We start from the raw sequence: 20,291 nt of genomic DNA on the forward strand, positions 1-20,291 counted from the left end.
CGGCGTATAAAGCAGGGGTGAACGGCGCGCACTCCCTGCTCACCACGCTCGTCGACGCCGGCGTGGACATCTGCTTCGCCAACCCCGGGACGTCGGAGATGCACTTCGTCGCCGCGCTCGACACGGTCGGCGGTATGCGCGGGGTGCTGACGCTGTTCGAAGGTGTCGCCACCGGTGCCGCCGACGGCTACGCGCGTATCGCGGGCACGCCCGCGGCGGTACTCCTGCACCTTGGGCCTGGCCTGGGCAACGGCCTGGCCAACCTGCACAACGCGCGCCGCGCGCACAGCCCCATGGTCGTCGTGGTCGGCGACCACGCCACTTATCACAAGAAGTACGACGCCCCTTTGGAATCCGACATCGACGCGGTCGCGGGCACGGTCTCGGGCTGGGTGCACCGGACGATGCGCCCCGAGGACGTCGCCGCCGACACCGTGGCCGCCCTCACCGCCGCGCGCCGCGGCGCGGTCACGACGCTGATCCTGCCCGCCGACGTGTCGTGGAGCGACGGGGCGGATTCTGCACAGTCCGCCGCGGCGCCGCCCGCTCCCGCCGTAGACGACGACGAAGCGGTGCGCGCCGCTGCCGACGCGCTCTCCTCCGGCGAGCGTGCGGTGCTGCTCATCGGCGGCGACGCCACCCATGGGCCGGGACTGGCAGCTGCCGTGCGCATCGGCGATGCCACGGGGGCGACGGTGCTGTGCGAGACGTTTCCCGCCCGGCTCCAGCGCGGCGCGGGCGTGCCGGCCGTCGACCGACTCGCCTACTTCGCCGAGGCCGCCGCCGAACAGCTGGCCGGTGCCCGGCACCTCATCCTCGCCGGGGCCCCGTCGCCGGTGTCGTTCTTCGCCTACCCGGACAAGCCCAGCGACCTGGTGCCCGCCGGCTGTGCGGTGCACGTGCTGGCGTCGCATCGCGGAGCGGCAGCCGCACTGGAACGTCTCGCCGACGACGTGGCACCGGGCACCACCGCGAAGGTGGCGCCGGCCCAGCGCCCGGCGCTGCCCAGCGGCGAGCTCACCGCGTTCTCCGCGGCCGCGGTGATCGGCGCCCTGCTGCCCGACGACGCCATCGTGGTCGACGAGTCCAACACCGCGGGGGTGGGCATCGCCGCGGCGACGGCCGGCGCGCCGGCCCACGACGTCCTGACGCTGACCGGCGGCGCCATCGGCTACGGCCTGCCCGCCGCGATCGGTGCGGCGCTCGCGGCACCGCACCGTCCCGTCCTGGCCCTGCAGGCCGACGGTTCGGCGATGTACACGATCTCGGCGCTGTGGACGCACGCCCGCGAGAACCTCGACGTGACGACGGTCATCTTCAACAACGGTGCCTACGACATCCTGCGTATCGAGCTGCAGCGGGTCGGGGCGACCAGCGGGACCGAGCCCGGCCCCAAGGCTCGGGAGCTGCTCGACTTACGTTCGCCTGCCGTCGATTTCGTGCGTGTCGCCGAGGGTTTCGGGGTGCCCGGCCGGCGGGTGCGTACCGCAGAGGAGTTCGCCGCCGCGCTGGCCGATGCGTTCGCCGAGCCGGGCCCGCACCTGATCGAGGCGATGGTGCCGTCCCTGCTGGGTTAACTTCGCGGGGTCTGCCCGGCCGCGTCAGCCCGCAGGTTCTCTTCCACTTCCTGCTGCCAGAGATCGTTGGCGTGGGTGGTGTCGACTTCCTGCTCGAAGCGGTCGGTCATGTCGGGGGTGACGTCGGCGGCGTCGACGTAGAACTGTTCGTACCAGCGCCGGTGCTGGTACACCGGGCCGTCCTCCTCGGTCAGCAGCGGGTTGTCGATGCGGGACTTGTTCTTCCAGATCTCCACGTCTTCGAGAAAGCCCTCGCCGAAGCTACGGTTCATCGCCCCGGCCAGCTTGGCGGCCTTGTCCGCGGGCAGGCCGGGCATCGCGGCCACGGACACGCCCCACTGCAACATGAACGAGTCGTGGGTGACGGGGTAGTGGCAGTTGATCAGCGCCACCTCGACGGTGAAGCCGGGCGCGAGGTCGTTGTGCAGCCAGTTGATCATGTACGCGGGTCCGAAGTACGTGGCCTCTGATCGCAGATAGGTTCCCTCCCAGAGCTTCTCCGGGTCGGCGACGTAGTCGGGCCGAGGCTTGGACTCCATGTACTGGCTGGCGGTGTGGCCCTCGATCACGTTCTTGAAGTACGTGGGATATGCGTGATGGATGTAGAAGAAGTGCGCCATGTCGACGTTGTTGTCGACGATCTCGCGGCAGTGCGACCCTTCGATCAACACCGAACTCCACTGCCACGGCGACCACCGGCCCTCGTCGTACCCCTCGATGGTGGGCGGGGTCAGCTCCGGGGCCGGCGTCGAGCCCTCCGGGTCGTGCCAGACCAGCAGCTGACCGTTGACCTCGGTGGTGAGCCAGGCACGGGTGCGCGCCATCCGCGGGGTGCGCTTGGCATACGGCACCAACGAACACCGGCCGTCTCCGCGCCACCGCCAGTCGTGGAACGGGCACGCGATGTCGTCGCCTTTGACGGTGCCCTGGGCGAGGTTGCCGCCCATGTGTCTGCAGTAGCCGTCGAGAACCTTCAGCTCGCCGGCGGAATCGGCGAAGACCACCAGCAGCGTGCCGAAAGCGTTGATGCCGTGTGGTTTTCCGTCCCGGAAGTACTGCGCAAGGCCCAGGCAGTGCCAGCCCCGGGCGAAGCGCGTCGGCGCGGCGCCGGTGTCGATCTCGCGAACGGGCTCAGTCATGGCGTGGTCCTTCCTGTCATGTCCAGCACGGCCAGGTGGCTGAACACCATGGAGGTGCCGATGGGGTTGCCGCCGCCGGGGTATGCGGTTCCGCTGGGGGCGGCCATGGTGTTGCCTGCCGCGTACAGGCCGGGGATCACTGCTCCAGTGGTGTCGAGCACCCGGGCCGACGTATCGGTGCGCAGACCTCCCTTGGTACCCAGATCCGAGACGCCAAAGGCGGCAGCGTGGAACGGCGGTCGCTCGATCGGGCGCAGCGGGGACGCGCCACCGGAGAACGCGCGATCGTAGGGTTCGCCGCCCCGGTCGAAATCCTCGTCCACCCCGCGGTGGGCGAAATCGTTGAACCGCCGCACCGTCGCAACGAGATTGTCCGGCGGAACGCCGATCACTCGGGCCAACTCCTCGAGAGAGTCTGCGCTGCGCCACAATCCGGCGTCGACGTAACGCTGTGTGTCCACCATCGACACGTTGGGGGCCTTGACCGGCGGCACCGGACCCTCACCGTCGTCGTACACCATCCAGTACGGCAGGGTGACCGACCCGTCGGCCATCGCGGTCAGCACGGCGCGTCCCAACCGGTCGTAGGCCGCGGATTCGTTGGTGAACCGCCTGCCGTGATCGTCGACGAAGATGCCGCCGGTGAACCACAACGCGAATGCGGCTGTGCCGTCGGGATGCATCAGACCCGGTGACCACCACGCCTGATCCATCAGGTCGGTGGCGGCGCCGGCGGTGATCCCGGCCAGGTGCGCGAGCCCACGGTTCGACGGCGGCCCCATCGTGTCGCGGGAGCTGCCCGGCACGCCGTATCGCTCCCGCATCTCGTCGTTGCGCTCGAAGCCGCCGGCGGCCAACAGAACCCCACGCCGTGCGCGGATTGCGCGGCTGCCCTGCGCGTCGGTGACGACCGCGCCGACCACGGCACCGTTGTCGACGACGAGCTCGGTGAGCGCCGTGCTCAACCGCGTCTGCGCGTGCGGGAAGCGCCGCAGCGCGATCAGGAACCGGGCGATCAGCGCCCGACCGCCCACGAAGTAGTCGTCCGGCTGCGGATGCCCCAGACGATCGGTGTCGAGAGGACCCCGAATGAGTTCTCGAAGATCCGGCGCGGCCGCGACTTTCAGCGGCTTGGCGGCGATGTGTCGCATGCCGTCGGCGCGCGCCTTCGGTGCGTGGCCGAAGTAGTCCGGCCAGGGCAGCAGCGAGAACTTCAGCTGCTCGTCGGCCTCCAGGTAGGCGATCAGCGGGGCTCCGCTACGGACATAGGTTTCGCGCATCGCGGCCGGGGTGCGGTCGCCGACGACGGCGTTGTAGTACTCGAGCGCGTCGTCGATGGTGTCATCCTGTGCGTCGCCGTAACCGGCGCGCTGGAGAACGGGGTTGCACGGGAACCACATTCCGCCGCCACCGGAGTAGGCCGTGGTGCCGCCGAACGTCTCCGACGCCTCGACCAACACGACGTCGAGACCTTCGCGGGCCGCGGTGTAGGCACCCGTGACGCCGCCGGCGCCCGACCCGGCGACGACGACGTCGGTCTCGGCGTCCCAGTACTCGATGGTCTTGGCGCGAGCGCTCATCCCGTGCTGATTGGTCTTCGCGCGAGCGCTCATCCCGTGCTGATTGGTCTTCGCGCGAGCGCTCATCCCGTCAGACATGGCGTTCCCTTCCGTGGGCGGCGAACTCCGCGTCGAGCGCCTCCTTGTCGGCGACGGTCATCAGTCGGTACACCGGCGAGCCCCGACCCACCCAGCGATACACCGGTTCATCGGTGTGCCACCGCTGCGCCTGCAGGTGCCGCTTGAGCACCTTGTTCGACCCGGTCACCGGTAGGTCGGCAGACACCCGCAGCAGCCGGGGCGCGCCTTTGGTGCCGAGATCCGGCTGCGCGCCCAGGAACTCGGTGAACTGGCAGAGGTCGAACCCGCGCGGGTCGGCGACCTCCACCGCGGCCATCACCTGATCTCCGGAGCGGGGGTCCGGCACGCCGTACACCGCTGCGGCGATCACGCCGCTGTGCCGGCGCAGCACGCGTTCGATGGTAAGCGCCGAGATGTTCTCGCCGTCGACCCGGATCCAGTCGCCGCGCCGGCCCGCGAAGTACAGGAACCCGGCGCCGTCCACGTAGCCGAGGTCACCCGACCAGTACCACCCGTTGCGGGTGCGCTCGGCCTCGGCCGCGTCGTTGCGGTAGTAGCCCTCAAAGTCACGGGCGCCTCGGCGGTCGACGATCTCGCCGACCGCCTCGTCGGCGTTACACACCCGACCTGTCTCATCGAGAACCGCTGCTGGACAGGTTCGTAGCGTGTCCGGGTCGACGACGACGACGTCCGCGTGGGCGGGTCGGCCCAGCGCGCCCGGCGGCGCGTCCGGATCGGGTGCGGCCACCGCGCCGCCCTCACTGGAGCCGTACCCTTCGAACAGCTCGGCTGCGAACCGGCGGCGGAATTCCTTCTGGTCCTCGGGCGAGGCCTCGGTGCCGAAGCCGCGCTGCAGCGGGTTGTCGGCGTCGTCGGGCAGCTCAGGGGTCGCCAGCAGGTAGCCCAGTGCCTTGCCGACGTAGGTGAAGAACGTGGCGCCGAAGAAGCGCACGTCGGGTAGGAAGCCCGACGCCGAGAACGTCGGGGTCAGGCAGACGGTCGCGCCATTGGCCAGGGCCGGCGCCCACAGCGCCATCAGGGCGTTGCCGTGGAACAGCGGCATGCAGCAGTAGTCGACGTCGCCGCGGTGGTGACCGAACTTCTCTGTGGCCGTGTAGGCGATGCGGGCCAGCCGGCCCTGCGTGCATCGGACGGCTTTCGATGTGCCGGTGGTGCCGGAGGTGAACAGCAGCAGCATCAGCGTCGTCGCGTCCACGCCGGGCGCAGCCTCGGCCGGTGCCCTGCGATGTCCATCGACGAGGTGGCGGTACCGCAGATCGTCGACGCACCAGATCAGCTCGGCATCGACGCCGTGGTCGAGAGTGCGTAGGCGCTCGGCGCCGGCCGTGTCGGTGACGACCATCGCGCAGTCCGCGTGCCGGATGTCAGCCGCCAGATCACGCGCACCGCGGGTGGGATTCAGGCCGACGATGGTGGCGCCGGCCAACGCCGCTGCGCCGAGCCAGAACACGAACTCGGGCACATTGGGCAACAGCACACCGATGTGAAACGGTGCGTTCCCGGGCTTTCGGGCCAGTGCCAGCGCCGCCCGGGCCGCCGAACACGTCACCACGTCGTCCCAGGTCCAGGCCTGCTCGCGGGTGCGTAACCCGGGGTGCGTGTCGTCGGCCCGTGCCAGCAGCATCGACGCGATGTCGGCGTGTCCGGTCACGGCCGGTCGATCTCGTGCACGTCGTCGGAGCAGTCGATACCTTCGGCCGACAGCTGCCGCTTGATCACCTTGAACGTCTGGGTGCGCGGCAGCGTGGTGGCCACGCGCACATACACCGGCCACTGCTTGGGCCCCAGATCGTCCTGCGCGCAGAGGAACTGCGTGAACGCCACCGGATCGAACGACGCGGGGTCGGGCAGCACCAGCGCAGCCATCACACGGTCGCCCACGGTGTCGTCGGGAATGGGATAGACGACGGCCTCGGTGACGCCGGGATAGCGCATGAGGATGCGCTCGATCGGGGCGGTGCCGAGATTCTCACCGTCGACCCGCAGCCAGTCACCCAGTCTCCCTGCGAAGTACGCGAAGCCGCGTTCGTCGGTGTAGGCGAGGTCTCCACTGTGGTAGACCCCGCCGCGCATCCGATCGGCATCGGCCTCGGGATCGTGGTAGTAGCCGCGGAACTGACCGGGGCCCTCGGTGTTGACCAGCTCGCCGACCACACCGGGTGGGCACGGCCGCCCCGTCTCGACGTCGACGATCGCGACCCCGCCCACGAGCGGGCCCAGTGCCCCGTCGGGTGTGTCGGGGGTTCGTGCGATCGAGACGCCGCCTTCGCTCGAACCGAATCCGTCGACGACCTCGACGGCGAAGCGCTCCGCGAAGCGGCTCAGGTCCCGCGGCGCGCCCTCGTTGCCGTAGGCCACCCTGAGGGGATTGTCGGCGTCGTCGCTGCGCTCGGGCGTCGCGAGGACGTAGGACAGCGGCTTACCGACGTAGTTGGCGTAGGTGGCGCCGACTTTGCGGACATCGGGAAAGAACTGCGAGGCAGAGAACCTGCGCCGCAGAGCGACGGACGCACGGCCGGCGACGGCCGGCGCCCAGCCGGCCATGATCGCGTTGGAGTGGAACAGCGGCATGGACAGATAGCACGTGTCCGACGGGCCGAGGCCGAACCGTTCGGCCAGCATCGCTCCCGGGAACGCGACCTTGTCGTGCGTGCACCGCACCGCTTTCGGGTCTCCGCTGGTGCCCGAGGTGAAGATCAGCATGAACAGATCGTCGGGTGCGGCATCGCGGAACTGCACGTCCGCGCCGGCGTGGTCGGCCAATTCGGTTGCGAAGGAATCGGATTCGACGTCGATCGAGGAGATGCCGGGTACGGCGCTGTCACGGTCGGCCAGCACGAGTTGGCAGTCGGCGTGCTCGATGTCGCGCTGTAACGCTGCCCCGCGGCGCGTCGGGTTGAGGCCGACCGGAACGATTCCCGACATCGCCGCGGCAACCAGCATGCAGGAGAAGAACGGTGTGTTCCCCGCGAGCACACCGATGTGTGGTGGGCGATCCGGATCCAGCCGCGCCTGCAGTGCAGCCGCCAGGGCCGCGGCGTCGGCGAGGTGATCACGCCACGAGACGAACGACACCTCTCCCGAGCCGTCGATACCGTGCACGCCGCCGTCCTCCACGTCGGCCAACGGCGCCAGTAGCGCGGCGACGGTGGGTGCGACGGTGATGGCCACCGTGTCTCAGGCCGGCGTGTCGGCCAACTCGCGACCGATCCGCAGCAACTGTCCGGTGGCTCCGCCGAGTGCGAACTCGGTCTGCTTGGCGGCCAGGAAGTAGCGGTGGATCGGGTGATCGGTGTCGATACCCACACCCCCGTGCACGTGGACAGCCGTGTGGGCGACGCGATGTCCCGCTTCGGCGGCCCAGAACGCGGCGCTGGCCACGTCGATGTCGGCGGGCAGATCCTCCGAGACCCGCCATGCCGCCTGGGTCACGGTCAGCCGCAGCCCCTTGATGTCGATGTATCCGTCGGCCAATCGGGCCGACACCGCCTGGAAGCTGCCGATGGGTCGGTCGAACTGCTCGCGTTCGCGGGCGTAGGCAGCGGTCATCTCCAGCGCGCGTTCCACGACGCCCAACTGGTAGGCGCTGCGGCCGAGCGCGCCGCGGGTGACGAGCCAGTCCACGACCTCCGGCCCACCGATACGGCGGTCCGCGGGCACCGTGACCTCGCGCAACTCGAGCGCCCCGACACTGCCGTGCCCCGTGGTGTCGAGCGCGGTGACGGTCAGCCCGCCGTCGCTCGCCGCGACGAGGAAAACACCGATACCTGAATCGGTTTCGGCCGGCACCAGGAAGGCATCGGCTTTCGGCCCGAACGCCACCAGCGTCCGGGCCCCGGTCAGCGTGACCTCCGATCCCTCGGCGCGTGCCCGCACCGGGCCCTCACCCATCTCACCGTCGAGCGCGACCGTGAGGACCTTCTCGCCGCGCACGGCCGGCGCCGCCCACTCCTGCGCGATGGCGTCCGAGCCGAACGTCGTCAGCGCGCCCGCACCGAGTACGACGGACTCCAGGTACGGCACGGCCGCCAGCTGCCGTCCCAGCGCCACGAGTACCGCCACTTCTTCGAGCGCGCCGTAACCGCCGCCGCCCAGCGCTTCCGGCGCCGTGGTCGACAGGATGTCGGCGTCGATCAGCTTGCGCCACAGGGTGTCATCGAAGCGCCCCCCCTGCTGCGGCCCCAACCCGTCGAGCTCGCGCTGATGCTCGGGCGTGCAGACCGATTCGGTGATCGTGCGAACCAGCCCGCCGAGATCGTCACTGGCTTCTGTCGTCGAGAAATCCATGTCGAAGGTCTCCTTTACCGGTTCACTCGGGGCAGCCCGAGCGCCACCATGCCGATGATGTCGCGCTGGATCTCGTTGGTGCCACCGCCGAACGTGAGGATCAGGCAGGACCGGTGCATCCGCTCGATCCGGCCGCGCAGCAGTGCACCCGGAGAGTCCGCACGTAGCGTGGCCGCGGTGCCCATCACCTCCATCAGCAACCGGTAGGCCTCGGTGGCGAGCTCGGTGCCGTACACCTTGGCCGCCGAGGCGTCGGCAGGGGAGGGCGCCGCGTCTTCGGTGGAGGCCAGCTCCCAGTTGATCAGCTTGAGCACCTCGGCCTTGGCGTGCACCCGCGCGAGATTGAGCTGCACCCACTGCGCGTCGATCAACCGGCTGCCGTGCACGTCTTTGGTGTTCTGGGCCCACTCGCGCACCGCGTTCAGGGCGACGAAGATCGGCTGCGCCGAGACCAGCGCGACCCGCTCGTGGTTCAGCTGGTTGGTCACCAGCTTCCAGCCGGCGTTCTCCTCGCCGACCAACCTGCTGACCGGGACCCGGACATCCTGGTAGTAGGTCGCGCTGGTGTCCACGCCCGCAACGGTGTGCACCGGAGTCCAGGAGAACCCCTCGGCCGTCGTCGGCACGATCAGCATCGAGATGCCGCGGTGCTTCTTGGCCTCGGGGTTGGTGCGCGCGGCGAGCCACACGTAGTCGGCGTAGGCGATCAGCGACGTCCACATCTTCTGCCCGTTGATCACGTACTCGTCGCCGTCGCGCACCGCGGTGGTGCGCAGCGAGGCCAGGTCGGTGCCGGCGCCCGGCTCGGAGTAACCGATCGAGAAGTGGAGCTCGCCCGCGGCGATCTTGGGAAGGAAGAACTTCTTCTGCTCGTCGCTGCCGAAATGCATGATCGTCGGCGCGACGCTGTTGATGGTCAGGAACGGAACCGGCACGTTGGCGATCGCGGCTTCGTCGTTGAAGATCAGACCGTCCATCGGCGGTCGCGCCTGGCCGCCGTACTCTTTCGGCCACGACAGCGTCAGCCAGCCGTCTTTGCCCATCTGGGCGACGGTTTCGCGGTAGACGTTCCCGCGCCCCATCTCGCCGTCGTTGCTCGCCAGCGCCTCGGCACGCTCGGGGGTCATCAGCTTCGAGAAGTAGGCGCGCAGCTCGCGGCGCAGCTCCTCTTGCTCGGGGGTGTAGCCGATCCGCATCGCGATCCTCACTAGTCTGCGAGCCTGTACCCGGTGCCATCCCGGACGCCCGCGTGGATACCTCAGGTCTTCCCCGGTTGTAACACGTTCTAGTCTTGGGGTCCAGGCTGGTGTCACACTGGGTGCTCTGCGAATCGGCCCACAGCCCCAGACCGTCAGGAGGAAGTCATGCGAGTTGAAGTGGATCGTGACCGTTGCGAGGGCAATGCCGTGTGCGTCGGAATAGCGCCCGACCTGTTCGACCTCGACGACGAGGACTACGCGGTGGTCAAGGCCGACCCCGTCCCCGAAGGCGAGGAGGCGGTGGCCGAGCAGGCGATCGTCGAATGCCCCAGGGCCGCCCTGATCCGGCACGACTAGAGGTATTCATAAGTGACTTCTTCTGCAGCAGACATCGATCTCTCCGGACGCGTCGCTGTCGTCACCGGAGCCGCCGCCGGGCTGGGCCGGGCCGAGGCCGTCGGACTCGCTCGGGCAGGGGCAACGGTGGTGGTCAACGACATCGCCGCCGCCCTGGACCGCTCTGACGTTCTCGACGAGATCGCCCAGGCCGGCGCCAAGGGAGTCGCCGTGGCCGGCGACATCAGCGAGCGCTCGACAGCAGATGAACTCGTCGAGACCGCCGACGGTCTGGGCGGGCTGGGCATCGTGGTCAACAACGCCGGCATCACCCGCGACCGCATCCTGTTCAACATGACCGACGAGGAATGGGATGCGGTCATCAACGTGCACCTGCGCGGGCACTTCCTGCTGACCCGCAACGCCGCCACCTATTGGCGGTCGAAGGCCAAGGCCGGAGACGGTCAGATCTACGGCCGGATCATCAACACATCGTCCGAGGCCGGTCTGTCCGGCCCGGTCGGCCAGCCCAACTACGGTGCGGCGAAGGCGGGAATCACTGCGCTGACGCTGTCCGCGGCGCGCGCTCTGGGCCGCTTCGGTGTCCGCGCGAATGCCATCGCGCCGCGGGCCAGGACCGCGATGACGGCCGGCGTGTTCGGTGACGCCCCGGAGTTGCCCGACGGTGTGGTCGACCCGCTGTCGCCCGAGCACGTCGTGAACCTGGTGCGGTTCCTGGCATCTCCTGCCGCCGAAGCCGTCAACGGACAGCTGTTCATCGTCTATGGTCCGACGGTGACGCTCCTCGCGGCGCCGACGGCGGAAAAGCAATTCAGTGCCGACGGCGACGAGTGGGACCCGTCCGCATTGTCGGCAACTCTGCAGGAATACTTTGCTGATCGTGACCCGGAGAAAAGCTTCTCGGCGGCGATGGGGCTCGGCGACCGAGACTGACAGTCTCTGTTGTCACAGGCGATCCGCAGGTAGAACGTGTTCTAGAATGACCTGTGTCACACATGGTCTGAGCAGTGCAAACATAACAAAATGACGTGGATTGCCGGTCTTTGACACTGCGAACGTGTTCTAGTTAGTATGATCCGGCTCACGGGAGGCAGCGCCGAGTGCGGGGGTGGGAACCCCACGCAGGCAGCTTCTCGGTAAGAGTTCGCCAGGCGTACGTTGTCGACACCTTCGGACCGAGATCGGAGCACGCGTTTGATCGAACAGCTTGCGGCGCCCGCGCGGGCCGTGGGCGGGTTCGTCGAGATGTCCTTGGACACTTTCGCCAAGTCCTTCCGCCGACCGTTCCAGTTCCGCGAATTCCTGGATCAGACGTGGATGATCGCGCGCGTGTCCCTGGTCCCCACCCTGCTGGTGGCGATCCCGTTCACCGTTCTGGTGGCGTTCACGCTGAACATCCTGCTGCGTGAGATCGGTGCGGCGGATCTGTCCGGCGCCGGTACCGCGTTCGGCACGATCACGCAGCTGGGGCCGGTGGTGACGGTGCTGGTCGTCGCCGGTGCCGGGGCGACCGCGATCTGTGCCGACCTGGGGGCCCGCACGATCCGCGAGGAGATCGACGCCATGCGGGTGCTGGGTATCGACCCCATCCAGCGGCTGGTGGTGCCCCGCGTGCTGGCGTCGACGTTCGTGGCGCTTCTGCTCAACGGCCTGGTCTGCCTGATCGGTCTGGCCGGCGGCTACGTGTTCTCGGTGTTCCTGCAGGGTGTCAACCCGGGGGCGTTCATCAACGGACTGACGGTGCTGACCGGGCTCGGGGAACTGGTGCTGGCCGAGATCAAGGCGCTGCTGTTCGGCGTCGTCGCCGGGCTGGTGGGCTGCTACCGCGGCCTGACCGTCAAGGGCGGCCCCAAGGGCGTGGGCAACGCGGTCAACGAGACCGTGGTCTACGCGTTCATCTGCCTGTTCGTGATCAACGTGATCATGACGGCGGTCGGGGTGAGAGTGCTGGCCCGCTGATGAGTTACGACCTCACCCTCCGGTTCCGGCGCGCGTTCAGTGGCGTGCCGCGCGCCGTCGACACCGTGGGCGAGCAGGCGCTGTTCTACGGCGAATCGGTGAAATACATCCCCAACGCGGTCACTCGTTATCGCAAGGAGACGATCCGGCTCATCGCCGAGATGACCATGGGCACCGGCGCTCTCGTGATGATCGGCGGAACGGTCGGCGTGGCGGCGTTCATGACGCTCGCCTCCGGCGGCGTGATCGCCGTGCAGGGATATTCGTCGCTGGGGAACATCGGCATCGAGGCGCTCACCGGGTTCCTGTCGGCCTTCCTCAACGTGCGGATCGTGGCGCCGGTCATCGCGGGCATCGCGCTCGCGGCGACCATCGGTGCCGGCGCGACAGCGCAACTGGGCGCGATGCGGGTCGCCGAGGAGATCGACGCCGTGGAGTCGATGGCCGTGCACGCGGTGTCGTATCTGGTGTCGACGCGCCTGATCGCCGGACTGATCGCGATCGTCCCGCTGTACGCACTGTCGGTGCTCGCCGCGTTCTTCGCGGCCCGCTTCACCACCGTCTACATCAACGGTCAGTCCGCGGGCCTCTACGACCACTACTTCAACACGTTCCTGGTGCCCAGCGATCTGCTCTGGTCGTTCCTGCAAGCCATCGTGATGTCGGTGGCGGTGATGCTCGTTCACACCTACTACGGCTTCAACGCATCCGGCGGCCCGGTCGGGGTGGGCATCGCCGTGGGGCAGGCCGTACGTACGTCGCTCATCGTCGTGGTGACGATCGTGCTGTTCATCTCGCTGGCCGTCTACGGCGCCTCGGGCAACTTCAACCTCTCCGGATAGGACGACAGCTTTCATGGCCAACGGTGACGCCAAGCGCAGCCACGTGAGGATCGCTGCAGCGATACTCGCTGTGGTGGTGCTCGCCGCCGTCGTCTTCACGTACCTGTCGTACACCGCGGCCTTCACCTCGACCGACAAGGTGACGGTGCTCTCGCCGCGCGCCGGTCTGGTGATGGAGACCAAGGCGAAGGTGAAATATCGCGGCATCCAGGTCGGCGAGGTCGAGTCGATCGACTACGCCGGGCAGGACGCCAAGTTGACACTGGCCATCCGCAGCGACGACATGCGCTACATCCCGAGCAATGCGCAGGTCCGCATCGCGGGCAACACCATCTTCGGCGCCAAGTCGGTGGAGTTCCTGACACCGCCCGACCCGGACAAGACGCCGCTGCGGGCGGGGACCCAGGTGCAAGCCAAGGATGTTCAGCTGGAGGTCAACACCCTGTTCCAGACGCTGACCGACGTGCTCGGCAAGATCGATCCGGTCAACCTGAACGCGACGCTGTCCGCGCTGGCCGAAGGTCTGCGCGGGCACGGAGACGACCTCGGCGCCGGGTTGTCGGGACTCAATTACTATCTGCAACAGCTGAACCCGAAGTTGCCGACCCTGCAGGACGACTTCCGCAAGGCGGCGGTCGTCACCAACATCTACGGCGACGCCGCCCCCGATCTCGCGACGATCCTCGACAACGCGCCGACCGTCAGCAAGACAGTGGTCGACGAGCAGGACAACCTGAACGCGACACTGCTGGCCGCCACGGGGCTGGGCAACAATGCCGCCGACACCCTCGAACCAGGGGCAGACGATTTGATCGCGGCCATTCAGCGGTTGCGGGCACCGCTGAAGGTGGTCGGCGACTACTCGCCCGAGTTCGGCTGCCTGGTCAAGGGCATCTCGATCGCGATCGAGCGGTTCGCGCCGATCATCGGTGGGATTCGTCCCGGCCTGTTCGTGTCGTCGAGTTTCATTCCCGGCTCGCCCGCGTACACCTACCCCGAGAGCCTGCCCATCGTGAATGCCTCGGGCGGCCCGAACTGTCGCGGCTTACCGGACGCTCCGAGCAAGCAGTTCGGCGGATCGTGGTATCACAGCCCGTTCCTGGTGACCGACAACGCCTACGTGCCCTACCAGCCGAACACCGAGCTGCAGTTCGACGCACCCTCGACGCTGCAGTTCCTGTTCAACGGGGCCTTCGCGGAACGGGATGATTTCTAGTGGCACGCAGACTCGGTGCGCAGGACCGCACCATGATCAATGTCGGGGTGTTCACCGTGGTGATGCTGCTCGTCGCCGCCATGCTGATCGTGGTGTTCGGCGAGTTCCGGTTCGGTTCGGACAAGGACTATCACGCCACCTTCACTGACGCCTCGCGGCTCAAGGCCGGCCAAGACGTGCGTATCGCGGGCGTGCCCGTCGGTGCGGTCAAAGACGTCACGCTCAACGACGACAACACCGTCGACGTCGCGTTCGCGCTCAACGAGCGCTATCAGCTCTACACCTCCAGCAAGGCGCTGGTCCGCTACGAGAACCTGGTGGGCGATCGCTACCTCGAGATCGCCTCGGGCCCGGGCGATCTGATCAAGCTCCCGCCGGGTGGCACCATCACCAACACCGCGCCCGCGCTCGATCTGGACGCCTTGCTCGGCGGTCTGAAGCCGGTCTTCAAGGGCCTGGACGGACGGAAGATCAACGAGGTCAGTAATGCGATCATCGAGTTGCTGCAGGGCCAAGGCGGCGCGCTGTCGCAGATGCTGTCGTCCACCAGTGCGTTCACCCAGGACCTGGCCGCGCGCGATCGACTGATCGGGGACCTGATCACTCATCTGAACACGGTGCTCGGCACGGTCGACGAGAAGGGGGCCGAGTTCGACGCCACCGTGGACAAGCTGCAGAAGGTGCTCACCGGTCTCGCGCAGGGGCGCGATCCGATCGCCGGCGCCATCGGCCCGCTGTCCACGGCCACCAACGACCTGACAGAGACGCTGGAGAAGAGTCGCCGTCCGCTGCAGGGGGTGCTGGAGAACGTGCGGCCCCTGGCGCAGCGTATGGATGAGCGCAAGGGTGACATCAACAAGGTCATCGAGCCGCTCGCGGAGAACTACCTGCGGCTCAACGCACTCGGCGCGTACGGCTCGTTCTTCAACATCTATTACTGCTCGATCCGCATGAAGATCAACGGGCCGGCCGGGAGCGACATCCTCATCCCGTTCGGTGGCCCACCGGATCCGTCGAAGGGGAGGTGCTCTGAGAATGGCTAGACCTGACGGTGGAAACCCCTTGCGCACCGGCATTTTCGGCATCGTGCTGGTGACCTGCCTGGTTCTGGTGTCGTTCGGTTACAGCAACCTCCCGTTCATGCCGCAGGGCAAGCCGTACGAGGCGTTCTTCACCGATGCCGGCGGCATCTCGCCGGGCAACGATGTCAACGTCTCGGGGATCAACGTCGGCAAGGTCGAGAGCGTGGCCCTGGCCGGCGACACCGCGAAGGTGACGTTCACCGTCGACCGCAAGATCATGGTGGGTGACCAGTCGCTGGTGGCGATCAAGACCGATACTGTGCTGGGCGAGAAGTCGTTGGCCGTGACCCCCAGGGGCGGCGGGTCGGTGACCTCGATCCCGGTGGGGCGCACCACGACTCCGTACACCCTCAACACTGCGCTGCAGGATCTCGGGCAGAACGCCAGTGAATTGGACAAGCCGCGATTCGAGCAGGCGCTGCAGACGCTGACCGACTCGTTGCGTGATGCCAAGCCGCAGCTGCGCGGTGCGCTCGACGGCGTCACGAACCTGTCGCGCAGCCTGAACAAGCGCGACGAAGCGCTCGAACAGTTGCTCACCCACGCCAAGCGCATCACCGACACGCTGGCCCAGCGGTCCGGCCAGGTCAACCAGCTCATCGTCGACGGGAACATGCTGTTCGCCGCCCTCGACGAGCGTCGGCAGGCGCTGAGCAATCTGATCGGCGGAATCGACGATGTCTCACGACAACTCTCGGGCTTCGTCGCCGACAACAAGCGGGAGTTCGGCCCGGCGTTGAAGCAGCTGAACTTGGTGATGGACAACCTGCTGGAGCGGCGCGAGCACATCGGCGAGGCGCTCAAGCGGCTGCCGCCGTACGCGACCACACTCGGCGAAGTGGTCGGCTCGGGCCCCGGATTCCAGATCAACCTCTACGGTCTGCCGCCCGCCTCGCTGTCCGAAGTCCTGCTCGACACCTACTTCCAGCCGGGCAAACTGCCCGACAGCCTTGCCGACTACCTGCGCGGATTCATCTCCGAGCGACTGATCATCAGGCCGAAGTCGCCATGACACACAACGATTTGTCTCCGAAGAAGGCCCGCGTGCTGCGTATCGCGCTGGCGGCCGTGCTCGTCGTCGCCTTGGTGTCGGCCGTGTACCTGGTGTGGCCGTCGCGGGGCGGCAATAAGGTGGTGGCCTACTTCTCGTCTGCGGTCGGTCTCTACTCCGGCGACGAGGTGCGGGTCATCGGCGTCCCGGTGGGTCGCATCGACTCGATCGAACCCCGTGCCAAGGACGTCAAGATCACGATGTCCATCGACGACGGGGTCAAGATCCCGGCCGACGCGCAGGCGCTGATCATCTCTCCGAACCTGGTCGCGGCGAGGTTCATCCAGCTGGCACCGGCCTACACCGGTGGCCCGGTGATGGCGGACGACGCCGAGATCGGGCCGGACCGCACCGCTGTCCCGGTGGAGTGGGACGAGGTCAAGGAGCAGCTCACCCAGCTGAGCAGCCAGCTGGGTCCGCAGCAGAACTCCGTGCAGGGCCCACTCAAGGCGTTCGTCGACCAGGCCGCCGACACCCTGGATGGCAACGGTGAGTCGTTCCGGCAGGCGATTCGCGAGTTGTCCCAGACTGCGGGTCGTCTCGGCGACAGCAGAACCGACCTCTTCGGTACGGTCCGCAATCTGCAGGTGCTCGTCAACGCTCTGTCCAACAGCAACCAGCAGATCGTGCAGTTCACCGACCACGTTGCGTCGGTGTCGCAGGTACTCGCCGACAGCTCCGCCGACCTGGACAACACGCTCGGAACGTTGAATCAGGCCCTGTCAGACGTGAAAGGCCTACTGGGGGACAACAATAAGGCGCTCGTCGATCAGGTGGGCAAGCTGGCGGACTTCACCAACCTGCTCACCGAGCACAGCGACGACATCGAGCAGGTCCTGCACATCACGCCGAACGGTCTGGCCAACTTCTACAACATCTACAACCCCGCGCAGGGCACCGTCGGCGGTCTGCTGACGCTGCCGAACTTCTCTAATCCCGTCCAGTTTATCTGCGGTGGCACCTTCGACGTCGGCGCGAACCCGGACAATTACAAGCGCGCGGAGATCTGCCGCCAGCGGATGGGCCCGGTGTTCAAGCGGATCGCCATGAACTTCCCACCGCTGCTGTTCCACCCCATCAACAGCATCACCGCGTACAAGGGCCAGATCCAGTACGACACCCCGGCGACGGAAGCCAAGGCCCAGACGCCGGTGCCGTACCTGCAGTGGCAGAACGCCCCTGGAACGACGCCGCCGCCGATCGGTCCGGGTACAGCTGATCTGGCGTCGATGTTCCTGCCTACCGCTCCGGCGCAGGGTGCAGGTCCGGCACCCGGTCCCGCTGCGGCACAGGGTTCGGGTCCGGCACCCGGTCCCGTTCCGACCGTGGGGGGAGGCTCATGATCCGCAAGGTCATTCGGCCTGCGCTGGCCCTCGGCACCCTGACGGTGCTGGTGTCCGGGTGTGAATTCGGAGGATTGAACTCGCTGGACATGCCGGGCACCGCCGGGCACGGCGAGGGTTCCTACACCGTGACCGTCGAGCTGCCGGACGTGGCGACGCTGCCGCAAAACTCACCGGTGATGGTCAACGATGTGACCGTGGGTAGTGTGTCGGGCATCGACGCCGTCCAGCGCGCCGACGGGACGTTCTACGCGGCGGTGAAGCTGTCGCTGGACAAGGACGTCAATCTGCCCGCCAATGCAATCGCGAAGGTCGCGCAGACCTCGCTGTTGGGCTCCCAGCACGTCGAATTGGCCGAGCCCCCGGAGAAGCCCGTCGGCCGGTTGGCTGAAAACTCCAACATCCCGCTGGACCGTACGGGTCGGTATCCGACCACCGAGGAAGTGCTGTCCTCGCTCGGCGTCGTCGTCAACAAGGGCAATCTCGGCGCGTTGCAGGACATCACCGAGGAGTTCTACAACGCCGTCGTCGGGCGCCAGGGTACGTTCACCGACCTGATTCCTCGGCTGGCCGAGCTGACGTCATCGCTGGACCGGCAGACCGACGACATCATCTCTGCCGCCGAGGGTCTCGACCGCTTCGCTGGCATCCTCGCGCGTAGCAAGGACAGTCTGGGCCGCACCCTGGACACGCTGCCCGCGGCGCTCGATGTCCTGGACCGCAACCGGGCCGCCATCGTCGACACCTTCACCGCGCTGCGCAGGCTCGCGGTGGTGGGCTCGAAGATCCTCGCCGAGACGAAGGTGGATCTGGCTGCCGACCTCAAGGATCTGTTCCCGGTGGTCAAAGCACTCAACGACAACGCCGATGACTTCATCCACAGCCTGGAGTTTCTGCCGACATTCCCGTTCCACTACCAGTACCTGCGCAAGGCGGTCCGCGGCGACTACCTCAACGTCTTCGTCACGTTCGACCTGACATTGCGTCGCCTCGGCGAGACGGTGTTCACCACCTCGCTCGGGCTCGATCCGAACATGAAGCGCCTCAACGAGGTCGTCAACCCCCCGGACTTCCTGACCGGCGAGTTGGCCAACCTGTCCGGACAGGCGGCCGACCCCTTCAAGATTGCGCCGGGAACGGCCACCCAGCACGAGGGGACACCGTAGATGCTGGACCGGCTCTCCAAGATCCAACTGTCGATCTTCGCCTTCGTGACCGTGCTGACCGTCGGCGCGATATCGATCTTCTACCTTCGCGTGCCCGAGGCGATCGGGTTGAACTCCTATCGGGTGACCGCCAACTTCACCGCGGCCGGTGGCCTGTACCAGAACGCCAACGTCACCTACCGCGGCGTCACCGTGGGCCAGGTGGAATCCGTCGGCCTGTCCGACGACGGCGTCGTCGCGCACATGCGCCTCGACAGCGGAACCCCGGTGCCGGCCAACGTGACGGCGACCGTCAAGAGCGTGTCGGCCATCGGCGAACAGTACGTCGACCTGGTCCCGCCGGAGGACCCCTCCGGGGACAAGCTGCGCAACGGCGCCGACATCCCGGTGAGCCGGACCGCGATCGGACAGGACATCGCCGGCCTGCTGCAGCAGGCGGATTCGCTGGTCAACAGCCTCGGTGACAGCCGGATCAAGGATCTGCTGCGGGAAACGTTCACGGCGTTCAACGGTTCCGGGCCGGAGCTCGCCCGGCTGATCCAGTCCGGGCGGCTGCTCGTGGACGAAGCCAACGCCAACTACGGGCAGACCACCCAGCTGATCGATCAGGCGGGACCGTTCCTGGATTCGCAGATCGCCAGCGGGGACAACATCCGCTCGCTGGCCGACGGACTGGCCCGGTTCACCGGCGAGGTGGCGAACGCCGACCCGCAGCTGCGCACACTGCTGCAGACCGCCCCGGGCGCCGCCGGCGTCGCGAACGAGACCTTCGAGGGCATTCGCCCCGACTTCCCGATGCTCGCAGCCAATCTCGCGAACCTGGGGCGCATCGGCGTCATCTATCATAAGTCGATCGAACAGGCGCTGGTCATCTTCCCGGCTCTGATTGCCGCGCTGAACACCGTCGCCGGCGGCGTGCCCGCCGACGAGGGCGGCAAGCTGGACTTCAAGGTCCACCTCAACGATCCACCCACCTGCTCGGTCGGGTTCCTGCCGCCGACCACTATCCGCTCGCCAGGGGATACGACGCTGCGCGAGTTGCCGACCGATATGTACTGCAAGACGCCGCAGAACGACCCCGCGGTGGTGCGCGGTGCCCGCAACTATCCGTGCCAGGAGTTCCCGGGTAAGCGCGCGCCGACGATCCAGCTCTGCCGCGACCCCAAAGGTTACGTACCGATCGGCACCAACCCGTGGCGCGGGCCTCCGGTCCCGCTGGGCACCCCGATCGAGGACGGGCGCAACATCCTGCCGCCCAACAAGTTCCCGTTCATTCCGCCGCAGGTGGATCCGGATCCGGGTCCGCCGGTGGTGCAGCTGCCGCCGGGCGCGGTGCCCGGACCCGGGCCGGCCCCGCACGCGCCGTTCCCGCTGCCGGTGCCGCCGAACGAGCCGGGGCCGCCGCCCCCGCC

At 67.6% G+C, this 20,291-nt stretch carries 17 protein-coding genes; 11 read left to right on the plus strand and 6 right to left on the minus strand.

Going from position 1 to position 20,291, the window contains the following annotated elements:
* Nucleotides 1-17 precede the first annotated feature (17 nt).
* Entirely contained in the window at nt 18-1,577 is a 1,560-nt protein-coding gene (locus tag MHN84_RS15835) for an acetolactate synthase large subunit (protein ID WP_241205487.1), read from the plus strand.
* On the opposite strand, the gene MHN84_RS15840 is transcribed toward MHN84_RS15835, so the two are convergent.
* The 6 genes from MHN84_RS15840 to MHN84_RS15865 form a co-directional block, all read right to left on the minus strand.
* On the minus strand, nt 1,574-2,716 hold the full coding sequence (locus tag MHN84_RS15840; protein WP_241205488.1) for a Rieske 2Fe-2S domain-containing protein: 1,143 nt from the start codon (nt 2,714-2,716) through the stop codon (nt 1,574-1,576). The two genes, MHN84_RS15835 and MHN84_RS15840, sit on opposite strands and share 4 nt — an antisense overlap.
* Nucleotides 2,713-4,296, minus strand: coding sequence for an FAD-binding protein (locus MHN84_RS15845; RefSeq protein ID WP_241205501.1), 1,584 nt, complete (start codon nt 4,294-4,296; stop codon nt 2,713-2,715). The genes MHN84_RS15840 and MHN84_RS15845 overlap by 4 nt, the downstream gene beginning before the upstream one ends.
* A 70-nt stretch (nt 4,297-4,366) precedes the next feature.
* Nucleotides 4,367-6,001 carry an AMP-binding protein gene (locus MHN84_RS15850; protein ID WP_241205502.1) on the minus strand — a complete coding sequence of 545 codons (1,635 nt, stop codon included), beginning with the start codon at nt 5,999-6,001 and terminating at the stop codon, nt 4,367-4,369.
* Between the two features lie 23 nt (nt 6,002-6,024).
* On the minus strand, nt 6,025-7,548 hold the full coding sequence (fadD17, locus tag MHN84_RS15855; RefSeq protein WP_241205489.1) for a long-chain-fatty-acid--CoA ligase FadD17: 1,524 nt from the start codon (nt 7,546-7,548) through the stop codon (nt 6,025-6,027).
* A gap of 6 nt (nt 7,549-7,554) precedes the next feature.
* On the minus strand, nt 7,555-8,664 hold the full coding sequence (locus tag MHN84_RS15860) for an acyl-CoA dehydrogenase family protein (RefSeq protein WP_221351509.1): 1,110 nt from the start codon (nt 8,662-8,664) through the stop codon (nt 7,555-7,557).
* A gap of 14 nt (nt 8,665-8,678) precedes the next feature.
* On the minus strand, nt 8,679-9,860 hold the full coding sequence (locus MHN84_RS15865; protein ID WP_221353741.1) for an acyl-CoA dehydrogenase family protein: 1,182 nt from the start codon (nt 9,858-9,860) through the stop codon (nt 8,679-8,681).
* A 168-nt stretch (nt 9,861-10,028) separates the two neighbouring features.
* Here MHN84_RS15865 and MHN84_RS15870 point away from each other — a divergent pair, with 168 nt between their 5' ends.
* The 10 genes from MHN84_RS15870 to MHN84_RS15915 form a co-directional block, all read left to right on the plus strand.
* The gene (locus MHN84_RS15870; RefSeq protein ID WP_221351507.1) at nt 10,029-10,220 is read left to right on the plus strand and encodes a ferredoxin; all 192 of its coding nucleotides are present in this window, start codon (nt 10,029-10,031) and stop codon (nt 10,218-10,220) included.
* A 12-nt stretch (nt 10,221-10,232) separates the two neighbouring features.
* Nucleotides 10,233-11,153 (plus strand): 3-oxoacyl-ACP reductase, encoded by a 921-nt coding sequence (locus tag MHN84_RS15875; RefSeq protein ID WP_221351506.1) that lies wholly within the window; start codon nt 10,233-10,235, stop codon nt 11,151-11,153.
* 261 nt (nt 11,154-11,414) lie between these two features.
* Nucleotides 11,415-12,179 carry an ABC transporter permease gene (locus tag MHN84_RS15880; protein ID WP_046365488.1) on the plus strand — a complete coding sequence of 255 codons (765 nt, stop codon included), beginning with the start codon at nt 11,415-11,417 and terminating at the stop codon, nt 12,177-12,179.
* Nucleotides 12,179-13,021 carry an ABC transporter permease gene (locus MHN84_RS15885; protein ID WP_221351504.1) on the plus strand — a complete coding sequence of 281 codons (843 nt, stop codon included), beginning with the start codon at nt 12,179-12,181 and terminating at the stop codon, nt 13,019-13,021. The genes MHN84_RS15880 and MHN84_RS15885 overlap by 1 nt, the downstream gene beginning before the upstream one ends.
* A 13-nt stretch (nt 13,022-13,034) precedes the next feature.
* Nucleotides 13,035-14,237 (plus strand): MCE family protein, encoded by a 1,203-nt coding sequence (locus tag MHN84_RS15890; RefSeq protein ID WP_221351502.1) that lies wholly within the window; start codon nt 13,035-13,037, stop codon nt 14,235-14,237.
* A gap of 32 nt (nt 14,238-14,269) precedes the next feature.
* Nucleotides 14,270-15,280, plus strand: a complete 1,011-nt coding sequence (locus MHN84_RS15895; protein ID WP_221353739.1) for an MCE family protein — start codon at nt 14,270-14,272, stop codon at nt 15,278-15,280.
* Nucleotides 15,273-16,331, plus strand: coding sequence for an MCE family protein (locus MHN84_RS15900; protein ID WP_221351500.1), 1,059 nt, complete (start codon nt 15,273-15,275; stop codon nt 16,329-16,331). Before MHN84_RS15895 ends, MHN84_RS15900 begins: the two co-directional genes overlap by 8 nt.
* On the plus strand, nt 16,328-17,713 hold the full coding sequence (locus MHN84_RS15905) for an MCE family protein (protein ID WP_221351498.1): 1,386 nt from the start codon (nt 16,328-16,330) through the stop codon (nt 17,711-17,713). Before MHN84_RS15900 ends, MHN84_RS15905 begins: the two co-directional genes overlap by 4 nt.
* Nucleotides 17,710-18,879, plus strand: coding sequence for an MCE family protein (locus MHN84_RS15910; RefSeq protein ID WP_221351495.1), 1,170 nt, complete (start codon nt 17,710-17,712; stop codon nt 18,877-18,879). Before MHN84_RS15905 ends, MHN84_RS15910 begins: the two co-directional genes overlap by 4 nt.
* Nucleotides 18,880-20,291, plus strand: a 1,412-nt coding sequence (locus MHN84_RS15915; protein ID WP_241205490.1) for a virulence factor Mce family protein, incomplete at its 3' end; no start/stop codon positions are given.

It is taken from the genome of Mycobacterium sp. PSTR-4-N, from assembly GCF_022348085.1.
Taxonomy (GTDB): Bacteria; Actinomycetota; Actinomycetes; order Mycobacteriales; family Mycobacteriaceae; genus Mycobacterium.